The following is an 18,618-nucleotide window of genomic DNA, read 5'->3' on the forward strand; positions in this document are numbered from 1 at the left end:
TTGTGGAACTGGACTCTAGACAAGCCCCACTCCACTCGGAGGTTTTCTTCATGTCACCACGCCACGCCGACCGTCACCAACGTCCCTGGGTAATACAACTAGGTAGCAGTTGATGTCGTTTTGAGCCCCCAAAACGACATCAACTGCTACCTGGTTGGGGAGGGAAGTCAGTGGAAGGCGTCCAGTCCGGTGATGTGCCGGCCGAGGATCAGGGTGTGCACCTCGTCCGTGCCCTCATACGTGCGGACCGATTCCAGGTTTGCGGCATGCCGCAGCGGTGAGTAATCCGTGGTGATGCCGTTGCCGCCCAGGATGGACCGGGCCTCCCGCGCCACGGCAATCGCCTCCCGGACATTGTTTAGCTTGCCCATGGAAATCTGCTCCGGGCGGATGCTCCCCGCATCCTTCAGCCGGCCCAGGTGCAGGGCCAGCAGGGTGCCTTTCTGGATCTCCACCAGCATGTTCACCAGCTTTTCCTGCGTGAGCTGGTAGCCGGCCAGCGGCTTGCCGAACTGCAGCCGCTCCTGCGAGTACGCCAGCGCGGCCTCATAGGAATCGCGGGCCGCGCCCATGGCACCCCACGCGATGCCATACCGGGCCTCGTTCAGGCAGGTGAACGGGCCGCGCAGCCCCCGCGCTGCCGGCAGCAGGGCCTCGGGACCCAGCCGGACGCCGTCGAACACCACATCACACTGGATCGAGGCGCGCATGGACAGCTTTTGCCGGATGGGCGTGGCGGTCACCCCGGGGGTGCCTGCCGGCACCAGGAAGCCGTGCACGCCGTCGTCCGTCATGGCCCACACCACCATCACGCCGGCCACGGAGGCCAACCCGATCCATCGCTTGGCGCCGTTGAGCACCCAGCCGGCGTCCTCCCCGTTGCCGTCCCGCTCAGCAAAGGTGGCCATGGAGGCGGGATCCGAACCGGCGGTGGGCTCGGTCAGGGCAAAGCACCCGATCACCTCCCCGGCGGCCATCCGGGGCAGCCACTCCTGCTTCTGCTCCTCGGACCCCCAGGTGTGGATGGCCGTCATGGCCAGCGAGCCCTGGACGGACACGAAGGTGCGGATGCCGGAATCGCCGGCCTCCAGTTCCATCGCCGCGAGGCCGTATTCGACGGCGGACCGGCCGGGGCAGCCGTAGCCCTCCAGATGCATGCCCAGGACCCCCAGTTCACCCAGCTCCGGGGCCAGGTCCAGGGGAAAGACGGCGTCGTCATACCACCGGGCGATCTCCGGTTTGATCCGTTGATGGGTGAAGTCACGGACCTTCTGGCGGAGCTCCAGTTCCTCCGCCGAGAGCAGGGAATCGAGGTCCAGCACGTCGGAGGTGCCGGCCGTCATGGCTTCACCTGTCATTTCTTCACCTCGAAGTAGCCGCGGGTGGAGGGCAGGAAACGGCAGACGACGGCGAGGACCACGCCGAGCGCCAGCAGCAGCACGCCGCTCACGAAGGCGCCGCCGACGCCGAAGATCTGGGTGTCGCCGTAGGCCGGGTCCCACATCTGCACCGCCGAGATGAAGAACGCCGCGGTCAGCAGCAGCGCCCCGGCCAGGGGCAGGATGCCGCGGAACCAGAGGTTGCGCACCGATTCCCGCAGCGTTCCACGGAAGTACCAGAAGCAGGCAAAGCCGGTCAGGGCGTAGTAGAACGCGATGAACAGGCTGATGGCACTGATGGAGTCCGCCAGCAGGTTTTCGCTCAGGAAGCTCATGGCCACGTAGTAGGCCGCGGCTGCCCCGCCCATCACCTGGGTTGAAAAACCTGGCGTCTGGTTGCGTGGGTGCACCTCCGCGAACTTTGCCGGCAGTGCACCATGGACACCCATGGAGAGGGTTCCGCGGGCGGTGGGCAGGATGGTGGTCTGGGTGGAGGACAGGACGGACGCCAGAACCGCGACGACGATCAGCCAGCCCCATGGGCCCAGCACCACGTCCTTCATGGCCAGGAAGACATCGTCCTGGTTGGCCTCGTTGCCCAGGCCGATGCCCTCCGAGCCCACGGTGGCGTACATCATCACCAGCAGCCCCACGGAGACATAGATTGCCACCAGGACGAACGCCGAGATCACGGCGCCGCGGCCGGGGGTGGTGGACGGGTTTTCGGTTTCCTCGTTCACGGCAAGGCAGGTGTCCCAGCCCCAGTAGATGAACAGTGCCAGGAGTGCCCCGTGTACTACAGCACCGGGATCGGCGAAGGCGCCGGCGGGGTTGAACCACTCGAGATCGAAGGCCTGCCCTTCCGGCGCACCGCCCACGATCCGCACCACGATGGCCAGCGCAAAGAGGCCCAGCGCAATGTACTGGACATAGGTCAGCACCCGCTGGACGTGCTCGCCGAGGCGGATCCCGCGGTAGTTCACCAGCGTCATGAGGACGATGAACGCCAGCCCTGTGCCGGTGACCAGTACTTTGTTCCCCGCCAGGGACCCGTCGCCCACCAACAGCCACAGATACTGCCCGGCCACCTGTGCCAGGTTGGCCAGGACCACGATGCCGGCAAGTGCCACGCCCCAGCCGCCCAGCCAGCCCGCCCAGGGGCCGAAGGCCCGGCGGGACCAGGTGAAGGTGGTGCCGCAGTCCGGGATGGCGCTGTTGAGCTCACGGAAGGCGTAGGCGATGAACAGGACCGGAATGAAGCCCAGCAGCAGGATCAGGGGAGTGTAGTTGCCGTTAACCGCAACGATGAGACCCAGGGTGGCGGCCAGCGAATACACCGGAGCGGTGGAGGCCAGGCCCAGCATTACCGAGTCGCCAAGGTCAAGGATGCCGGCCCGCAACCCCTTGGCGGGCACAGGGATGCCGGTCCCGCGGCCGGGGCCGCCCGTCGTCGTCATGTCCGTGCTCATGCTGTCACCGGTTTCATAGAACGATTCCTGCCTTGGTGGTATCGGCCACCGCGGAAAGCGGCGCCGGCGCGTCAATGGTGTTGGGGACGAAGCGGCAGAAGTAGTCGGTGACCGGCCCGTCCGATTCGCGGATGCCGCAGCCCACGGACTCGCCGTCCACCACCCACAGGCCCAGGACGGGGTGGTTGCCGTCGAAGTCCGGCAGCGGGTGGTACTGCTGGTAGCACCAGCCCTCGCGGCCGTAGCCGCCGGGCTGTTCCAGGCTGATTCCGTCCGCGTGGATCCGGATGTTGTCGCCTTCGCGGCCGTGGAGGGGCTTGGCCACCCATTCCTTCAGCGGCCCAGGATCTGTGAGGTAGGCAGGCAGCAGGTTGGGATGGTTGGGGTAGAGGTGCCACAGGGCGGCGAGCAGGGCCTTGTTGGAGAGCAGCATTTTCCAGGCGGGCTCCACCCAGCGCGGGTTGTGGGCCCGCTCCAGGAGGCGGGGCCCGAATTCCTCCTTCATCATCAGCTCCCAGGGGTAGAGCTTGAAGATGGTGCTGATCATGAAGTTGTCCAGGTCCACGAAGCGGTTCAGGTTGGGGTCCCAGCCGATATCGGACATATTGATCCCGATAGTGGTCCACCCGGCCTGGCCGGCGACGTCGCGCATGTAGGCCGCGGTCATCCAGTCCTCGCCTGATTCCTCCACCTCCGAATGGGCAACGTGGAGGGTGCTCATGCCGGTGCGGTACTGGAACTTCTTCCACTGCCGGATCAGGGCTTCATGGATGCCGTTCCATTGATCCTTCTCCGGGTGGACGTCCTGCAGCCAGAACCATTGGGCGACGGCGGCCTCGATGAGTCCGGTGGGGGTGTCGGCGTTGTATTCGAGCATCTTGGCCGGACCGCCCCGGCCGTCGTAAATGAAGTCGAACCGGCCGTACACATCCACGTCGCCGGCCTGCAGTGATTCGGCCGCCAGTTCCAGGGCCTGCGGGCCGATGCCGATGCTGCCCATGGCGCCGGTGGCCAGGAATTTCGCGGCCTCCAGGCACATGCGGTGCATGTCCTCAGCCGCCGCCTCGAGGGTCTCCACCTCGTCCATGGTGAATTCGTAGTATGCGGACTCGTTCCAGTACTCGATCCGGCGCCCGTCATCCATGGTGGTGGTGGAGAACACCAGGCCCTGCTCTTCGATCTTCTGCTTCCAGCCCGGACGCGGCTGGGACAACATCCTCTTCATCCGTCAGCCCCCCGAAACCTTGCCGCCGCCACCGCTTGAGCCGCTTTTGGCGCTCGAACCGAAACCGCCGCGGCTGACCGTACCGCCCTTGCTGCTGTAGCCGGTGGAGGCCTTGGCCCCGCTGGGGATGGTCCTGGTGTAATTGGGCGCGGTTGACCGGTTCTGGCCGATCGGCGGAACGCTTGCCCCACGGGAGTAGAAGTACCAGGCGTAAATGCCGCCGCTGCGGCCCGCCGAGCTGTCGCAGCTGGTGTCCGCCACGCGCTCGCCGGTTTCGTCGTTGAAGCACACCTGTGCGTATTCGGGGTCGTCCTCGTTGCTGGCCACCACTGCCGTAATGGTTCCGGCCAGGAGTGCCGTCACGCCCAGGCCCACGACCACCGTGCGCCGCTGGGAGCGCTTCTTCCGTGCCGCTGCATCGTTGAGCTGTTTTTCCCGCTCCCGGGCGAACGGGTCAACAGGAGTGACCGGTTCATTGAGGAGGTCGGGGCGCAGGTCCGGCTTGGGGACCTGCCAGGGCGGAGGCTTGGCGGTGCTGCCCCCGGGGGTTTCCGAAGGCACCTGCCCGGAGGCTCCGCCCCGTCCTTTGTCCTGCGTTTTGTTGGGGTCCTCGTTCGGGTCCATGGTGTTTGAATCCACAGCGTCCCCTTCAGTTGTCCACGTGAATTGGGCACAGCGCTGCACCCCCATTGCAATCCTCGGATCAGCGTAATCCCTCTGCCGGGCCGCTGCGAGTAGAACCACGCTCGAAGGCGGGGGAGAACTGCCCATCGCAGCATTGCCGGGAGGCGGCGGGGGAGAACCCTAGACTGATGCCATGGAATCAGGTTCTGTCCTCGCCGTCTGCCGCGTCCACCAGCTCATCGGGGACCAGGGGAACGTTGGTGTCACGGCCATCGACAAGCGCCCGGCAAACGGGCCCGTGAAGGTCCACAAACTGGGCCTGCGCGGCGACATCCAGGCCAACAGGGCCCACCACGGCGGGGAGGACCAAGCTGTCTACGCCTACTCCCAGGCCGACGCCGACTTCTGGGCCGGGACCCTGGGACAGGAACTGCCGCCGGGCGCCTTCGGCGAGAACCTGCGGGTGTCCGGCATCGAAGCCACCCACGCGGTGATCGGGGAGCGCTGGAAGGTGGGGCCCGACGTCGAACTCGAAGTCACCTCCCCGCGCACCCCCTGCGCCACGTTCCAGCGCCGGATGAAGGAGCCGCAGTGGGTGAAGCGGTTCACCGACGAGGGGCGGGTGGGGACGTACCTGCGCGTCATCCGCACCGGCAGCATCCGGGCCGGCGATCCCATCGAGCGGACCTTCGTGCCGCGGCACGGCATCACCATCGGCAGATGGTTCAGCGCGCCGGACGCGGAAGTCATCAAGGCCCTCCGCAGTGCAGAGGCCGACGGCGAGATCAGGCTCCAGGACGAATACCACACCAAGTTCGGGGTGCTTTTGCGGCGGCTGGGGCAGTAGCACCCCCGCCCTTGGCGGGCTGTGTGCGGAAGGTCACCGCCGCCGTCGAACCCTGAATTGGCGGTCGGTGGCGTCCATCCCTTACACTTGAAACATCCCCCACTCCGGAAATCCCTTATTCCTGCCCAATTTTTGAGGCAGGACTGGCAAGTGTTGGGGCCCGCGCAAGCGATGCGGGCATTTTCATAGGGAGAGCCGGCTAAAGAAAACGCTGTACAGACTGCTGGGATAGCAGCCAAGAGATGCAGCGCGAAGTCCTGCCACGGGATTGCGAAAGCGCCGGACTTCTGTGACCGGCCGGTCAACGTTTGCCCGGCATCATCGGCACGCGTACTGCGGCTCCGCTCACCTCGGGTAGTGCCGCCTGGCCCCCTATGGATGAGGAATATCTCCCTATGCCCGAAAATCAGAACGAAACCACCACCGAAGCAACCGCCGGCATCGAATTCACCGAGCCCGCTGCCCCCGCAGCAGAGGCCGCCGGCGTAACCGCTGAGGCTCCCGAAGCCGCCCCGGCCGCCCCTGCAGCCAAAGCCGAAGAAACCCCCGCAGCTAAGGCTGGCGAGGACGAGGAAGACGGCGTGCGCTTCGCCGATCTCGGCATCGACGGCCGTGTCCTGGCCGCCCTGCAGGACGTCGGCTACGAAAAGCCGTCCCCCATCCAGGCAGCCACCATCCCGCTGCTGCTCGAAGGCCGCGACGTAGTGGGCCTGGCCCAGACCGGTACCGGTAAGACTGCAGCATTCGCAGTACCGGCCCTGTCCCGCCTGGCCGAGCTCCACGACCTCAACGGCCCGTCCCGCAAGACGCAGGCCCTGGTCCTGGCCCCCACCCGTGAGCTTGCCCTCCAGGTGGCTGAGGCGTTCACCTCCTACGCCAAGCACATTGACGACTTCACCGTGCTCCCCGTCTACGGTGGCTCCGCCTACGGCCCGCAGCTCGCCGGCCTGCGCCGCGGCGCCCAAGTGGTTGTCGGTACCCCCGGCCGCGTGATCGACCACATCTCCAAGGGTTCCCTGGACCTGTCCGAGCTCCAGTACCTGGTGCTGGACGAGGCCGACGAGATGCTGCGCATGGGCTTCGCCGAAGACGTGGAGCAGATCTTCCAGCAGACCCCGTCGGACCGCCAGGTTGCACTGTTCTCGGCCACGATGCCGAGCCAGATCCGCCGCATGTCCAAGCAGTACCTGAACAACCCGGCCGAGATCTCCGTCAAGTCCAAGACCACCACCGGCGCCAACACCCGCCAGCGGTACCTGCAGGTCATGGGCCCGCACAAGCTCGATGCCATGACCCGCATCCTCGAGGTGGAAGAGTTCGACGGCGTCATCGCCTTCGTGCGCACCAAGATGGCCACCGAGGACCTGGCTGACAAGCTGAAGTCACGCGGTTTCCAGGCTGCCGCCATCAACGGCGACATCCCGCAGCAGCAGCGTGAGCGCACCGTCGACGCGCTGAAGGAAGGCCGGATCGACATCCTGGTGGCCACCGACGTCGCCGCCCGTGGCCTGGACGTGGAGCGCATCAGCCACGTGGTCAACTACGACATCCCGCACGACACCGAGTCCTACGTGCACCGCATCGGCCGCACGGGCCGCGCGGGCCGCAGCGGTGAGGCCATCCTGTTCATGACGCCGCGTGAGAAGTACCTGCTGCGCGCCATCGAAAAGGCCACCCGCCAGCCGGTGGAGCAGATGCACCTGCCCACCGCAGAGACCGTGAACTCGCTGCGCCTGGGCAAGTTCGCCGAGCGCATCACCGAGACCCTTGAGTCCGAGGACGTCTCGATGTTCCGCGACCTGATCGCTTCCTACGAGGAAGAGCACAAGGTGCCGGCAGCAGAAATCGCTGCGGCACTGGCCGTCATGGCCCAGGGCGGGCAGCCGCTGCTGGTCAAGGAACTGCCGGCTGCTCCCGAGTTCCAGAAGCGCGAACGCTCCAAGGACGGCTTCGGCTCCCGTGGGCCCACCCGTGCGCTGACCGAGGGCAACGCCACCTACCGCATCGCGGTGGGCCGCCGCCAGCGCGTCATGCCCGGCTCCATCGTTGGCGCCATTGCCAACGAGGGCGGCATCTCCTCCGCACAGATCGGCGGCATCGACATCCGCTCGGACCACTCCCTGGTGGAGCTGCCCGCGGACCTGAGCGCCGAGCAGCTGCGTGCCCTGTCCCGCACCCGGATCGGCGGCGAGCTGATCCACCTCGAGCTGGACAACGGCCGCAAGCCCTCCGGTGACCGTGGCGCCTACCAGGGCAACCGTGGCGGCGACCGTGGCGGCAACTTCAAGGGCAACGGCGGGTTCAAGAAGGAGTTCCGCAAGAACGACGGCGAGCGGTCCTCCGCCGACCGCGGCGGCCGTTCGTACAGCGAGCGCTCCTTCAGCGACCGTGGCCAGGCCAGCGACTCCCGCTTCGGCGGGCACGGCGATGGCTCCCGCAAGCCCCGCAGCGGCGGCGACAGCGGACACCGCGACTTCAACCGCAAGGGCAAGTGGTAAACCACCCCTCGCGTTGAGGAATTGACGACGGCGATGGGCCGGCTTTCGAGCCGGCCCATCGGCGTTTAACGGCATGAGTGTGGGACTGGCCACATTCCTGCCCCCACGCGGCGGTGAAGGGACCTTGGAAGGTGCTTGCCGGCGTCGTCCACTCTGCTGGCGCCGGCCCCTCCAGCCCCGGAATCCCGCGGAAAAAGCCGCTCCCGCGGTCCCCAAAAGCGCGTTGACCGTGGTCCCGAAAGGGCTCTTGGCGCCGATTTGTTGGTGCGTAAATCTTCCGGTAGAGTATTTACTCGTTGCCCCCCTAGCTCAGTGGTAGAGCGCGTTCTTGGTAAGAACGAGGTCACCGGATCGATTCCGGTGGGGGGCTCTGAATGAGGGCCTGCGTCAAGGCGGTTTGACCGGCTTGACGCAGGTTTTTCTCATTCGTGGCGGTGTAGCTCAGTTGGTTAGAGCGCACGACTCATAATCGTGAGGTCGGGAGATCGAGCCTCCCCACCGCTACAGGCTAAGCCCCCGGGTTCCGCAAGGACCCGGGGGCTTTTCTGTTTCCTGGATCCGCAGTAGCTGGGCAGGTGCCCGCGCTAAAGGTCCAGGATGCGGCGCTTGGCAGCGGAGAACTCCTCGGCGGAGAGTGCCCCGCTGGAATAGAGGTCGGCCAGGACAGCAAGATCAGACGCCACGGAGACGTTCGGGCTGACGTTTGCAGGACCATGCGGCAGCTTGAACCTTCGGAGCAGCCTCGAATGGTCCAACGTGAGGGTGACCAGAAGTGTTGCGCCGGGAAGGGCAATAACGATGCCCAGTATGAACGACAGTTGCCCGAACGTGGTTCCCACAACTGTGATGACAACGCCGCTGGCAACCAGGCACAGTCCCGCCAGCTGCACCGCAGTCCGACCAAGGCGATGATCGCCGTCTCGATATTCCAACAGATAACCGCCGGCCGCCCCTGGAACCGCACGCTCATTCATAGGTTTGAGGATAGCCCCGGGAATTCTTCTTGAACATGGGCGCTTCCCCACCGGAAGGCTTTCCTGTTTCCCCGATCCGCAGTAGCTTGGCAGCAACGTGCGGATGGGGGATCGGTGGACTTTTTCACGGCGGTATTGGAGCCGTTCCGGTGGCTGGTGTCCGCCATCATGGTGTCTTTCCACGACGGGCTCAGTGCCTTGGGTATGCCGACTGCGGGCGGATGGACCTGGACGCTGTCCATCATCGGGCTGGTGCTGGTCATCCGCGCGGCGCTGATTCCGGTGTTCCTGGCACAGGTGCGGGCCCAGCGCAGGATGCGGCTCCTGCAGCCGGACCTGAAGGACCTCCAGGACAGGTACAAGGGCAGGACGGACCAGGCGTCGCGGCAGGCCATGGCCCAGGAGCAGATGGCCCTCTACAAAAAACACGGCACCAATCCGTTCTCGGCCTGCCTGCCGCTGTTGATCCAGGCACCGTTCTTCCTGGCGCTCTTCCAGGTGCTGTCAGGAATTTCCAATGCATCGCGCCAGGGTGAAGGCATCGGGGTGATGGGCCACGACCAGGTGGTCCAGTTCGAGTCGTCCAGCATCTTCGGGGCGCCGCTGTCAGCTTCGCTGCTCCATGGCGGCGGCGAGCCCACCGCTGTGGCCGTGCTCGCCGTCGTCATGATCCTGGTGATGATTGCCAGCCAGTTCCTGACGCAGAAACTTGTTGCCTCGCGGACCATGGCCGGCCAGGACAGCGGGAGCCCGCTGATCCGCCAGCAGCAAATCCTTCTGTACGTCCTGCCCGTGGTCTTCGGCGTGGGCGGGATCTTCTTTCCCATCGGAGTCCTGGTCTACTGGACGGTCTCCAACCTCTGGACACTGGGACAGCAGTTTTTGGTCTCACGGGAGCCTATGAGGCCTTGACATCAGACGGCAGAATGGGCCCATGGCCCAGCTGATCTACTCCGCAATCATGTCCCTCGACGGCTACACGGCAGACAGGGACGGTAACTTCACCTGGTCAGCGCCGGACGAGGAAGTCCACGCCTTCATCAACGACCTGGAGCGGGATGTGGGCACCTACCTGCTGGGCAGGCGGATGTACCAAGTGATGGAGGTGTGGGAAACCATGGGCACCGCCGAGGACCCGCCGGTCATCCAGGACTACGCGCGCATCTGGCAGGGGGCGGACAAGGTGGTGTACTCGACGTCGCTGGACAGCGCCGCTGCACCCCGGACCAGGCTGGAGCGGCAGTTCGTCCCGGCGGCGGTGCAGGACCTGAAGGCCGCCGCGGACAGGAACATCAGCATCGGCGGCCCCACCCTCGCGGCCCACGCCCTCAAGGCAGGCCTCGTGGACGAGTGCCAGTTCTTCATCAACCCTGTGGCCGTGGGCGGCGGCCTGCGCTTCCTCCCGGAGGGGCTGGAGGCAAAGTTCCAACTGCTGGACGAGCGCCGGTTCGGAAACGGGGTGGTTTACCTCCGCTACGGAGCCCGCTGAACCACAGGCGCGCCCGCCCTGGGCTGCACCGCGAAGAGGGTGAACAGCAGTGCCGCCAGGGCCGTGCCCACCAGCAGGAGGAGCCCGATTGAATAGCTGCGCGTTGCAGCGTCATACGTCGCGCCCATGACCAGCGGTGGAAAGTAGCCGCCCAGGCCGCCGGCGGCGCTCACGATGCCGCTGACGCTGCCCACCTTCCCTGCCGGCGACAGGACGCCGACCCAGGCGAAGACGCCGCCGGTCCCAAGGCCCAGTGCGGCCGCCATGGCAACGAACGTGGCACCGGCGGGCACTTCGCCGTCGGGCCGCATGTTCACCACCCAGCTCAGGACCGCGACGGCGGCAAGGGCTGCGATCACCACCGGCTTGGGGCCGAGCTTGTCGGCAAGGACCCCGCCCACCGGACGGGCAAGGACAGCGGCCAGGGCAAAACCGGCGGTCCGGGCGCCCGCGCCGGCGGGATCGAAACTGTAGACGTCCCGCAGATAGGTGGGAAGGTAGGTGGCAAAGGACACGAAACCGCCGAAGACCACGGCGTAGAGGAAGCACATCTTCCAGGTGACGGCCATCCTGGCGGCGTCAAGGAGTTTGGGCAGCACCGGGGCGTGGTTGGGTGCCCAGTCGGGGGATTCCTTCATGAGGAACCAGACCAGCACCGCCATCACGGCCAGGACAGCGGCGATCAGAAGGTGCGTGGGAAAGTATCCGATCCCGGCGACGAGCCGGGGATTCAGGAAGGCCGCAAGGGCCGTTCCGCCCATTCCCGCACCGAAGACGCCGGTGGCGAAGCCGCGGCGGGCCGGTTCATACCAGGCGCTGACGAAAGGGATCCCGACGGCGAACACGGTGCCCGCCACACCAAGCAGCAGCCCGGCCCCCAGCACCAGCGCGAAGGAGCTCAGGAGCCCGCCGACCGACACCAGGAGCAGGGGAGGGATGGCGGCCAGCAGCACCAGGGTGAACATTGCCCGGCCGCCGTACTTGTCGGTCAGGGTGCCCACCACGATCCTGCCCAGTGAACCGACAAACACAGGCATGGCCACCAGGATCCCGGTAGTGGCCGGCGTCAGTTCGAGGTTTTTGGTGTAGAACGCGCCCAGCGTGGCTACGGAGTTCCATGCCCAGAAACCTGCCACGGATGCCGCCGTCGCAAGCGCCAGGTTCAGCGCCCTGCCGGTGCCTCGCGTTGATGTTGTTCCGGCCACTGCCCGCTCCTCACTGCATCATCAAAAGCAAGCCGCCGGTCAGCGGTTGCGGGTGTCCCTGTCCGGGGTGCCCACGGCGGACCAGCCCCGGCCCTTCGTTTCCCTGTCCCGCGAGCGGTACACGATGTACGGGCGGAAGAGGTAGTGCAGGGGCGCGGTGAAGGCGTGCACCAGCCGGGTGAACGGCCAGATGACGAACAGCGCCATTCCCACCAGGGTGTGCAGGTGGAAGGAGAACGGCGCAGCGGCCATCGCCGCGATGTCCGGCTGGAAGATGAACAGCGACCGGAACCACGGCGCCACGGTTTCGCGGTAGTTGTGCCCGTGTTCGCCCTCGAAGATGCTGGCCAGCGTGGTCCACAAACCGAAGACGATGGCAGCGGTCAGCACCACGTACATCGTCTTGTCGTTCTTGGTGGTGGCCATGAAAACCGGCCCGGTGGTGCGGCGCCGGTATATCAGCAGGGCAATGCCGCCCAGCGTTGCCACCCCGGCAATGCCGCCCACCAGCAGGGCGTTGAAGTGGTAGAACTCCTGGCTCATCCCCACCGCCTGGGTCCACGCCATCGGAATCACCAGGCCGAAGAAGTGCCCGGCGATGACGGCCAGCAGCCCGAAGTGGAACAGCGGGGAGGCGATCCGCAGGAGTCTGGACTCGTAGAGCTGGGAGGACCTGGTGGTCCAGCCGAACTGGTCGTATTTGTACCGCCAGATGAGCCCGCCCACCAGCACCACCGCCATGACATAGGGCAGGACGCCCCACAGGACGGTGTCCCAGGAGTTAAGGACGACGGCGGCTCCCGGCTCGGTTGCGAGCGCTGCGTTGAGTGCCGGCATGGTTACGACCCCCTGACCGGCAGCAGCCGCGGGTCGTAGGGATCCAGTCCCACGCGTTCGGAGGGTGGGCCGTATCCGGCCATTCGCATCACTTCCTGCTCGTCCTGGGGTGACTTACCGGGCAGGGTGGCGCAGATGGCAGCCAGGATGGCAGCGTGCGGCAGGTTGTCCCGCAGCAGCCCGAGCCGGAGCATTTCAAGGCTGGCCCGGTAGCGCTGCAGCAATGTCCGTCCGGCCCCGGAATCCACCCGGGCGGCGAATTCCAGCACCATGGGCAGGTAGTCGGGAAGCTCTCCGTCCAGGTCCACCAGGACGCCGCTGTTCCGGTAGGCCTCCTTGAACAGTCCCAAGACTTCGCCGCGGCGCCGGGTGTCCCCGTCCGTCCAGTAGCTCAGGTGCAGGGCGTGCCGCCGGCCCAGGTCGAACTCGCGCACGTACTGGGCCTGCAGCTCCATGGGCGGGCTGGTTTCCAGGAGGTCCAGCACCGGTGCGAATGCGGGCAGCGCACCGGGGAATTCGGCCAGCGCGGCCCGGACCAGGGGGACCCGCTGCACCAGGTCCTCATCGGGGTAGGACAGGCACCATGCCGCGGCAAGGTAGACCACGTCATCGCGGCGGCTCATGGCTGGTCCTCGGCAGCCGCGAGGGTATCCGGTTCGGGTCCCTTCTCAGGGAAGAGCCCGGGCGGCGCCCCGCGGCCGTCCCAGTTCAGCAGGTTCACCCGGCCCCTCAGGCTGGTGCCCGCCGCGATTTCGTCCGTGGTCTGCCGGTCCTTGAGGGCGTTGAACGTGTCCACGGCAACCGGGACGGGCCTGCCGCTCGCCTCACCGAAGGGGGAGGAATCCTGCATGCCCGGGCCGCCGTCGAAATCCAGCGAGCAGCCCATCTCCTCCAGGTCGTGGGCCTGCTCCACGTGTGCCTTGGGGATGACGTACCGTTCGTCGTACTTGGCGATGGCCATCAGCCGGTACATCTCGTACATCGTCTGCCCGTCCATGCCCACGGCCTCGGGGATGGATTCGTCCGGATCGTTGCCCAGGCTGATCCCGCGCATGAAGGAGCGCATGGCCGCGAGCTTCCGCAGCACCATGGTGACCCGGTCCGTGTCCCCAGCCGTGAACAGCTCGGCGAGGTATTCCACCGGGATGCGCAGCGCGTCGATGGCGCCGAACAGGTTGGCGTGGTCCTCGCCGTCGTGCCCCTGGTCCCGCAGCAGGTCCACCACCGGGGACAGCGGCGGCACGTACCAGACCATCGGCATGGTCCGGTACTCCGGGTGCAGCGGCAGCGCCACCTTGTAGACCTTCGCGAGCGCATACACCGGCGAGCGCCGGGCGGCGTCGATCCAGTCCTCCGGGATGTCCTGCGCCCGGGCGGCGGCCTGGACGGCGGGATCGTTGGGGTCCAGCAGTACGTCCATCTGGGCATCGTAGAGTTCCTGCGGATCGGTGACGGACGCCGCGGCGGTGACGGCATCGGCGTCGTACAGGAACAACCCGAGGTACCGCAGCCGGCCCACGCAGGTCTCGGAGCACACCGTGGGGATCCCCACCTCAACCCGCGGGTAGCAGAAGGTGCATTTTTCGGCCTTGCCGGTCTTGTGGTTGAAGTAGATCTTCTTGTAGGGGCAGCCGGTGACGCATTGCCGCCAGCCGCGGCACTTGTCCTGGTCCACCAGAACGATGCCGTCCTCCACCCGCTTGTAGATCGCGCCGGAGGGGCAGGACGCCATGCAGGACGGATTCAGGCAGTGCTCGCAGATCCGCGGCAGGTAGAACATGAACGTCTGCTCGTAGGCGAACTTGATCTTGTCCTCGGACTCCCGGCGGACCTTCTCCACCAGGGGGTCCAGGTGGCCGTTGTCGGCCGAGCCGCCCAGGTTGTCGTCCCAGTTGGCGGACCACGTGATCTTGGTGTCCTCCCCGGTGATCAGCGATTTGGGCCGGGCCACCGGGAAATCGTCGCCCAGGGGAGCGTCCACCAGGGTCTTGTAGTCGTACGTCCAGGGCTCGTAATAGTCCTTGAGCTCCGGCTGGACCGGGCTGGCGAAAAGCCCGAACATCTTCCGCACCCGGCCGCCGGCCTTGAGGACAAGCTTGCCGCGCTTGTTCAGGTCCCAGCCACCCCGCCACCGGTCCTGGTCCTCGTACCGGCGCGGATAGCCCTGCCCGGGCCGGGTCTCCACGTTGTTGAACCAGACGTACTCGGTGCCCGCCCGGTTGGTCCAGGCCTGCTTGCAGGTGACCGAACACGTGTGGCAGCCGATGCACTTGTCCAGGTTCATCACCATGCCCATTTGAGCCATGACTCGCATCAGTACTGCACCTCCTGTGAGCGGCGGCGGACCGTGGCCACCATGTCGCGCTGGTTTCCGGTGGGGCCGAGGTAGTTGAACGCGTAGGCCAGCTGGGCGTAGCCGCCGATCAGGTGTGATGGTTTCACCAGGAGCCTGGTCACCGAGTTGTGGATGCCGCCGCGCCGGCCGGTTGCTTCGGACTTCGGCACGTCGATGGTGCGCTCCTGGGCGTGGTGGACGTACACCACGCCGGCCGGCATACGGTGGCTGACGATGGCCCGGGCCACCAGGACGCCGTTGATGTTCAGGCACTCCACCCAGTCGTTGTCCTTGACCTCGATGGAATCGGCATCCGCCGGACTCATCCACACCGTGGGGCCGCCGCGGGAGAGCGAGAGCATCAGCAGGTTGTCCTGGTATTCGGAATGGATGGACCACTTGGAGTGCGGCGTCAGATACCGGACCACCACCTCCAGTTCCCCGTTCCGGCCGAGTTTGGGTTCGCCGAACAGCCGGTGCATGTCCAGCGGCGGCCGGTAGATGGGAAGGCCTTCGCCGATGTCCGTGATCCAGTCGTGGTCCAGGAAGAAGTGCATCCGGCCGGTCAGGGTATGGAACGGTTTGAGCCGCTCGATGTTGATGGTGAACGGGGCATAACGGCGTCCGCCGGTCTCCGAACCGGACCATTCCGGCGAGGTGATCACCGGGACCGGCGCTGCCTGCGTTTGGCTGAAGGTGATGAACTTTTCCTCCGAGCCCTCGGACAGGTCCGCCAGTTTCCGCCCTGTCCGGACTTCCAGGTCCTTGAAACCCTGCACGGACAGCTGGCCGTTGGTGGTGCCCGAGAAGGCCAAGATGGCCTCCGCCATTTTCGCGTCGGTGTCCATCGCCGGGCGTCCGTCCGCGGCGCCGCCAAACATCACCCCGTTGGCGTGGCTGAGCCGGTTGAGCGCGCCGTCGAGTTTGTAGGTGACGTTCTTGACGGTGAAGCCGAGCCTGTCCGCAAGGGGCCCGACGGCGGCGAGCTTGTCCGCGATGGCCGCATAGTCCCGCTCCACCACCGAGAAGACGGGCATGTTCTGTCCGGGAACGCCGGGGATGTCCGTCTCCCGCCAGTCCCTGACGATTCCGCCGGGCTGGGCCAACTGGCCAGGAGTGTCGTGCTGCAGCGGCACGCTCACCAGGTCCTTCCGGACGCCCAGATGGGTTTTGGCCAGCCGGGAGAACTCGCGGGCCAGCAGGTGGAAGGTGTCAAAGTCCGTCTTGGTTTCCCACGGCGGGTCGATCGCCGGGGTGAAAGCGTGCACGAACGGGTGCATGTCCGTGGAGGAGAGATCGTGCTTCTCGTACCAGGTGGCGGCGGGGAAGACGACGTCGGAGAGCAGCGTGGTGGACGTCATCCGGAAGTCGGCGGACACCAGGAGGTCTAGCTTTCCTTCCGGCGCTTTTTCGTGCCACTTCACGTGAGTTGGTTTGAGGCCGTCGGCGTGGTCCTCACCCAGCACATTGTTGTGGGTGCCCAGCAGGTTCCGCAGGAAGTACTCGTTGCCCTTGGCTGAGGAGCCGAAGAGGTTGGAACGCCAAAGGACCAGGGTGCGCGGCCAGTTTTCCGGGGCGTCCACGTCCTCGATGGCCGGGTTCAGGGTCCGGTTCTTGAGGGCGTCCGCGATGTAGCTTGGGGTGTCCTTGACTGTTCCGGCGGCGACGGCGGCCTCCGCCTCGTCCGCGAGGTCCAGCGGGTTGCGGTCGAACTGAGGGTAGAACGGCATCCAGCCAAGCCGCGCTGACTGCGCGATGGCATCCGCGGTGTGCAGGCCGTCCATGGCTCCCGTGGACAGCGGGGACTTCAGCGCATCGGCGGAGTAGCCGTCCTGCCGCCACTGGTCCGTGTGCATGTACCAGTACCCGGTGCCGATCATGGTGCGCGGCGGCCGGGACCAGTCCAGCGCGTTGGCCAGGGACACCCAGCCGGTGACCGGCCGCGTCTTTTCCTGGCCCACGTAGTGCGCCCAGCCGCCTCCGTTCCGGCCCATGCAGCCGGTGAGCATCACCAGCGCCAGGATGGCCCGGTACGTGGTGTCACCATGGAACCACTGACAAATGCCCGCGCCCATGATGATCATGGAACGGCCCTTGGACTCTTCAGCGTTCCGCGCAAATTCGCGGGCCACCCGGATGCAGGCCTGGGCGGGAACGGAGGTGATCTCCTCCTGCCAGGCGGGTGTGTAGGGGGTGGCGGCGTCTTCGTAGCCTGCAGCCCAGTTCCCGGGCAACCCTTCGCGGCCCACGCCGTACTGGGCGAGCATCAGGTCGAACACCGTGGTGACCAGCTGGCCTTCCACCTCGATCACGGGCACCCCGCGGCGGAGCACGCTGCCGGTGCCGTCCGCCTGCTCGAAGCATGGAAGCAGGATTTCGGCGCTCTCACCCGAGACCTCCCGCAGGGACAGCGCCGGTTCGATCCCTTCAAGGTCCAGGTTCCATTTGCCCTCCCCGCTGCCGGAGTAGCGGAAGCCCATGGACCCGTTCGGGACGGCCGGCAGGCCTGTCTTTTTGTCGAACAGGACGGTGCGGAATGCCGCGTCCTCAGCCCCGGACTCCGCCGGGATGTCACGTGCGGTGAGGAATTTCAACGGCGTGAGGGCGCCGTCGTCGCGCCTTTCCAGCCTGACCAGGAACGGCAGGTCCGTGTACTGCTTCACGTAGTCCGTGAAGAACGGGACCTGCCGGTCCACGAAGAACTCCCTGAGCATCACGTGGCCCATGGCCATGGCCAGCGCGGCATCGGTTCCGGCCTGCGCCGGAAGCCACTCGTCCGCGAACTTGGTGTTGTCCGCATAGTCGGGGCTGACGGTGACCACTTTTGTGCCCCGGTACCGGACCTCGGCCATCCAGTGCGCGTCCGGGGTCCGGGTGACGGGGACGTTCGAACCCCACATCATGAGGTACCTCGCATCCCACCAGTCGCCGGACTCAGGAACATCGGTCTGGTCCCCGAACACCTGGGGGCTGGCCACGGGGAGGTCGGCGTACCAGTCGTAGAAGCTGGTCATCACCCCGCCGATGAGCTGGATGAACCGGGTCCCCACCGCGTGCGAGACCATGGACATTGCCGGGATGGGGGAGAAGCCGGCGCAGCGGTCCGGGCCGTAGGTCTTGACGGTGTTCACGTGGGCGGCGGCCGCAAGCTCGATCGCTTCCTGCCACGACACCCGCACCAGGCCGCCCTTCCCGCGGGCCTGCTGGTACCGCCGGCGCCGCTCAGGATCCGCGGCAATCTCGGCGAAGGCGAGCACCGGGTCGCCCAGCCGGGCCTTCGCTTCCCGGTACATCTCCACCAGCACTCCGCGGGCGTAGGGGAAACGGACGCGGGTGGGGGAGTAGGTGTACCAGGAAAAGGCTGCCCCGCGCGGGCAGCCCCTGGGTTCGTATTCCGGGCTGTCAGGGCCCACCGAGGGGTAATCGGTCTGCTGGGATTCCCAGGTGATGATGCCGTCCTTGACGTACACCTTCCAGGAGCAGGAGCCGGTGCAGTTCACGCCGTGGGTGGAGCGGACCACCTTGTCGTGGCTCCACCGGTCACGGTAGAAGATGTCCCCCTTGCGGCCGCCCTCCCGGAAGACTGCCCTGCCGTCGTCGGTCTGCTCCCACCGGGTGAAGAAACGGCCAAGCTTTAACATCGCCTCTGAGGCGGGTCCATCCAATCCAGCATTGGGTCCGGCAGCCATGCCCCCAAACTAGGCAGATGCTTTCAGGCCGGATAGGGCATAACGGC

13 protein-coding genes, 2 tRNA genes and 1 pseudogene are annotated in these 18,618 nt (G+C 66.3%); 6 read left to right on the forward strand and 10 right to left on the reverse strand.

What is annotated here, in order from left to right:
• Window positions 1-167 precede the first annotated feature (167 nt).
• The 4 genes from ASG86_RS11355 to ASG86_RS11370 are packed head-to-tail and all read right to left on the reverse strand — an operon-like array spanning window position 168 to window position 4,712.
• On the reverse strand, window positions 168-1,358 hold the full coding sequence (locus ASG86_RS11355) for an acyl-CoA dehydrogenase family protein (RefSeq protein ID WP_056334046.1): 1,191 nt from the start codon (window positions 1,356-1,358) through the stop codon (window positions 168-170).
• Window positions 1,355-2,848 carry an APC family permease gene (locus ASG86_RS11360; protein ID WP_056334049.1) on the reverse strand — a complete coding sequence of 498 codons (1,494 nt, stop codon included), beginning with the start codon at window positions 2,846-2,848 and terminating at the stop codon, window positions 1,355-1,357. The genes ASG86_RS11355 and ASG86_RS11360 overlap by 4 nt, the downstream gene beginning before the upstream one ends.
• A 13-nt stretch (window positions 2,849-2,861) precedes the next feature.
• Entirely contained in the window at window positions 2,862-4,073 is a 1,212-nt protein-coding gene (locus ASG86_RS11365; RefSeq protein ID WP_056334052.1) for a glutathionylspermidine synthase family protein, read from the reverse strand.
• Between the two features lie 3 nt (window positions 4,074-4,076).
• Window positions 4,077-4,712, reverse strand: a complete 636-nt coding sequence (locus ASG86_RS11370) for a Tat pathway signal protein (protein ID WP_156386177.1) — start codon at window positions 4,710-4,712, stop codon at window positions 4,077-4,079.
• 178 nt (window positions 4,713-4,890) lie between these two features.
• On the opposite strand from ASG86_RS11370, the gene ASG86_RS11375 reads away from it, so the two are divergent.
• The 4 genes from ASG86_RS11375 (at window position 4,891) to ASG86_RS11390 (ending at window position 8,546) form a co-directional block, all read left to right on the forward strand.
• The gene (locus ASG86_RS11375; protein WP_056334054.1) at window positions 4,891-5,544 is read left to right on the forward strand and encodes an MOSC domain-containing protein; all 654 of its coding nucleotides are present in this window, start codon (window positions 4,891-4,893) and stop codon (window positions 5,542-5,544) included.
• Between the two features lie 395 nt (window positions 5,545-5,939).
• Window positions 5,940-8,042 carry a DEAD/DEAH box helicase gene (locus tag ASG86_RS11380; protein ID WP_056334057.1) on the forward strand — a complete coding sequence of 701 codons (2,103 nt, stop codon included), beginning with the start codon at window positions 5,940-5,942 and terminating at the stop codon, window positions 8,040-8,042.
• Window positions 8,043-8,340: 298 nt separating this feature from the next.
• Window positions 8,341-8,412: transfer RNA gene (locus tag ASG86_RS11385), tRNA-Thr, on the forward strand.
• 60 nt (window positions 8,413-8,472) lie between these two features.
• Window positions 8,473-8,546 (forward strand) — tRNA-Met (locus ASG86_RS11390).
• Between the two features lie 80 nt (window positions 8,547-8,626).
• Here ASG86_RS11390 and ASG86_RS11395 read toward each other — a convergent pair.
• Window positions 8,627-9,016, reverse strand: coding sequence for an SHOCT domain-containing protein (locus tag ASG86_RS11395; RefSeq protein WP_156386178.1), 390 nt, complete (start codon window positions 9,014-9,016; stop codon window positions 8,627-8,629).
• A 114-nt stretch (window positions 9,017-9,130) separates the two neighbouring features.
• Between ASG86_RS11395 and yidC the strand changes: the two are divergent.
• Window positions 9,131-9,925 (forward strand): annotated as a pseudogene (gene yidC / locus ASG86_RS11400) (membrane protein insertase YidC); the annotation flags it as partial.
• Window positions 9,926-9,950: 25 nt separating this feature from the next.
• Window positions 9,951-10,505: a dihydrofolate reductase family protein gene (locus ASG86_RS11405; protein WP_056334067.1), complete on the forward strand. Its 555-nt coding sequence runs from the start codon at window positions 9,951-9,953 to the stop codon at window positions 10,503-10,505.
• Here the strand turns inward: ASG86_RS11405 and ASG86_RS11410 are convergent.
• The 5 genes from ASG86_RS11410 to ASG86_RS11430 are packed head-to-tail and all read right to left on the reverse strand — an operon-like array spanning window position 10,490 to window position 18,571.
• Entirely contained in the window at window positions 10,490-11,710 is a 1,221-nt protein-coding gene (locus ASG86_RS11410) for an MFS transporter (protein WP_056334070.1), read from the reverse strand. The genes ASG86_RS11405 and ASG86_RS11410 overlap by 16 nt on opposite strands.
• A 39-nt stretch (window positions 11,711-11,749) precedes the next feature.
• The gene (narI, locus tag ASG86_RS11415) at window positions 11,750-12,547 is read right to left on the reverse strand and encodes a respiratory nitrate reductase subunit gamma (protein WP_056334073.1); all 798 of its coding nucleotides are present in this window, start codon (window positions 12,545-12,547) and stop codon (window positions 11,750-11,752) included.
• Between the two features lie 2 nt (window positions 12,548-12,549).
• On the reverse strand, window positions 12,550-13,170 hold the full coding sequence (gene narJ, locus ASG86_RS11420; RefSeq protein ID WP_056334075.1) for a nitrate reductase molybdenum cofactor assembly chaperone: 621 nt from the start codon (window positions 13,168-13,170) through the stop codon (window positions 12,550-12,552).
• The gene (gene narH / locus ASG86_RS11425; RefSeq protein WP_056334077.1) at window positions 13,167-14,861 is read right to left on the reverse strand and encodes a nitrate reductase subunit beta; all 1,695 of its coding nucleotides are present in this window, start codon (window positions 14,859-14,861) and stop codon (window positions 13,167-13,169) included. Before narH ends, narJ begins: the two co-directional genes overlap by 4 nt.
• Window positions 14,861-18,571 (reverse strand): nitrate reductase subunit alpha, encoded by a 3,711-nt coding sequence (locus ASG86_RS11430; RefSeq protein WP_056334080.1) that lies wholly within the window; start codon window positions 18,569-18,571, stop codon window positions 14,861-14,863. The genes narH and ASG86_RS11430 overlap by 1 nt, the downstream gene beginning before the upstream one ends.
• Between the last annotated feature and the right edge of the window lie 47 nt (window positions 18,572-18,618).

Origin of the sequence: Arthrobacter sp. Soil764, assembly GCF_001428075.1 — a bacterium.
Lineage (GTDB): Bacteria > Actinomycetota > Actinomycetes > Actinomycetales > Micrococcaceae > Arthrobacter.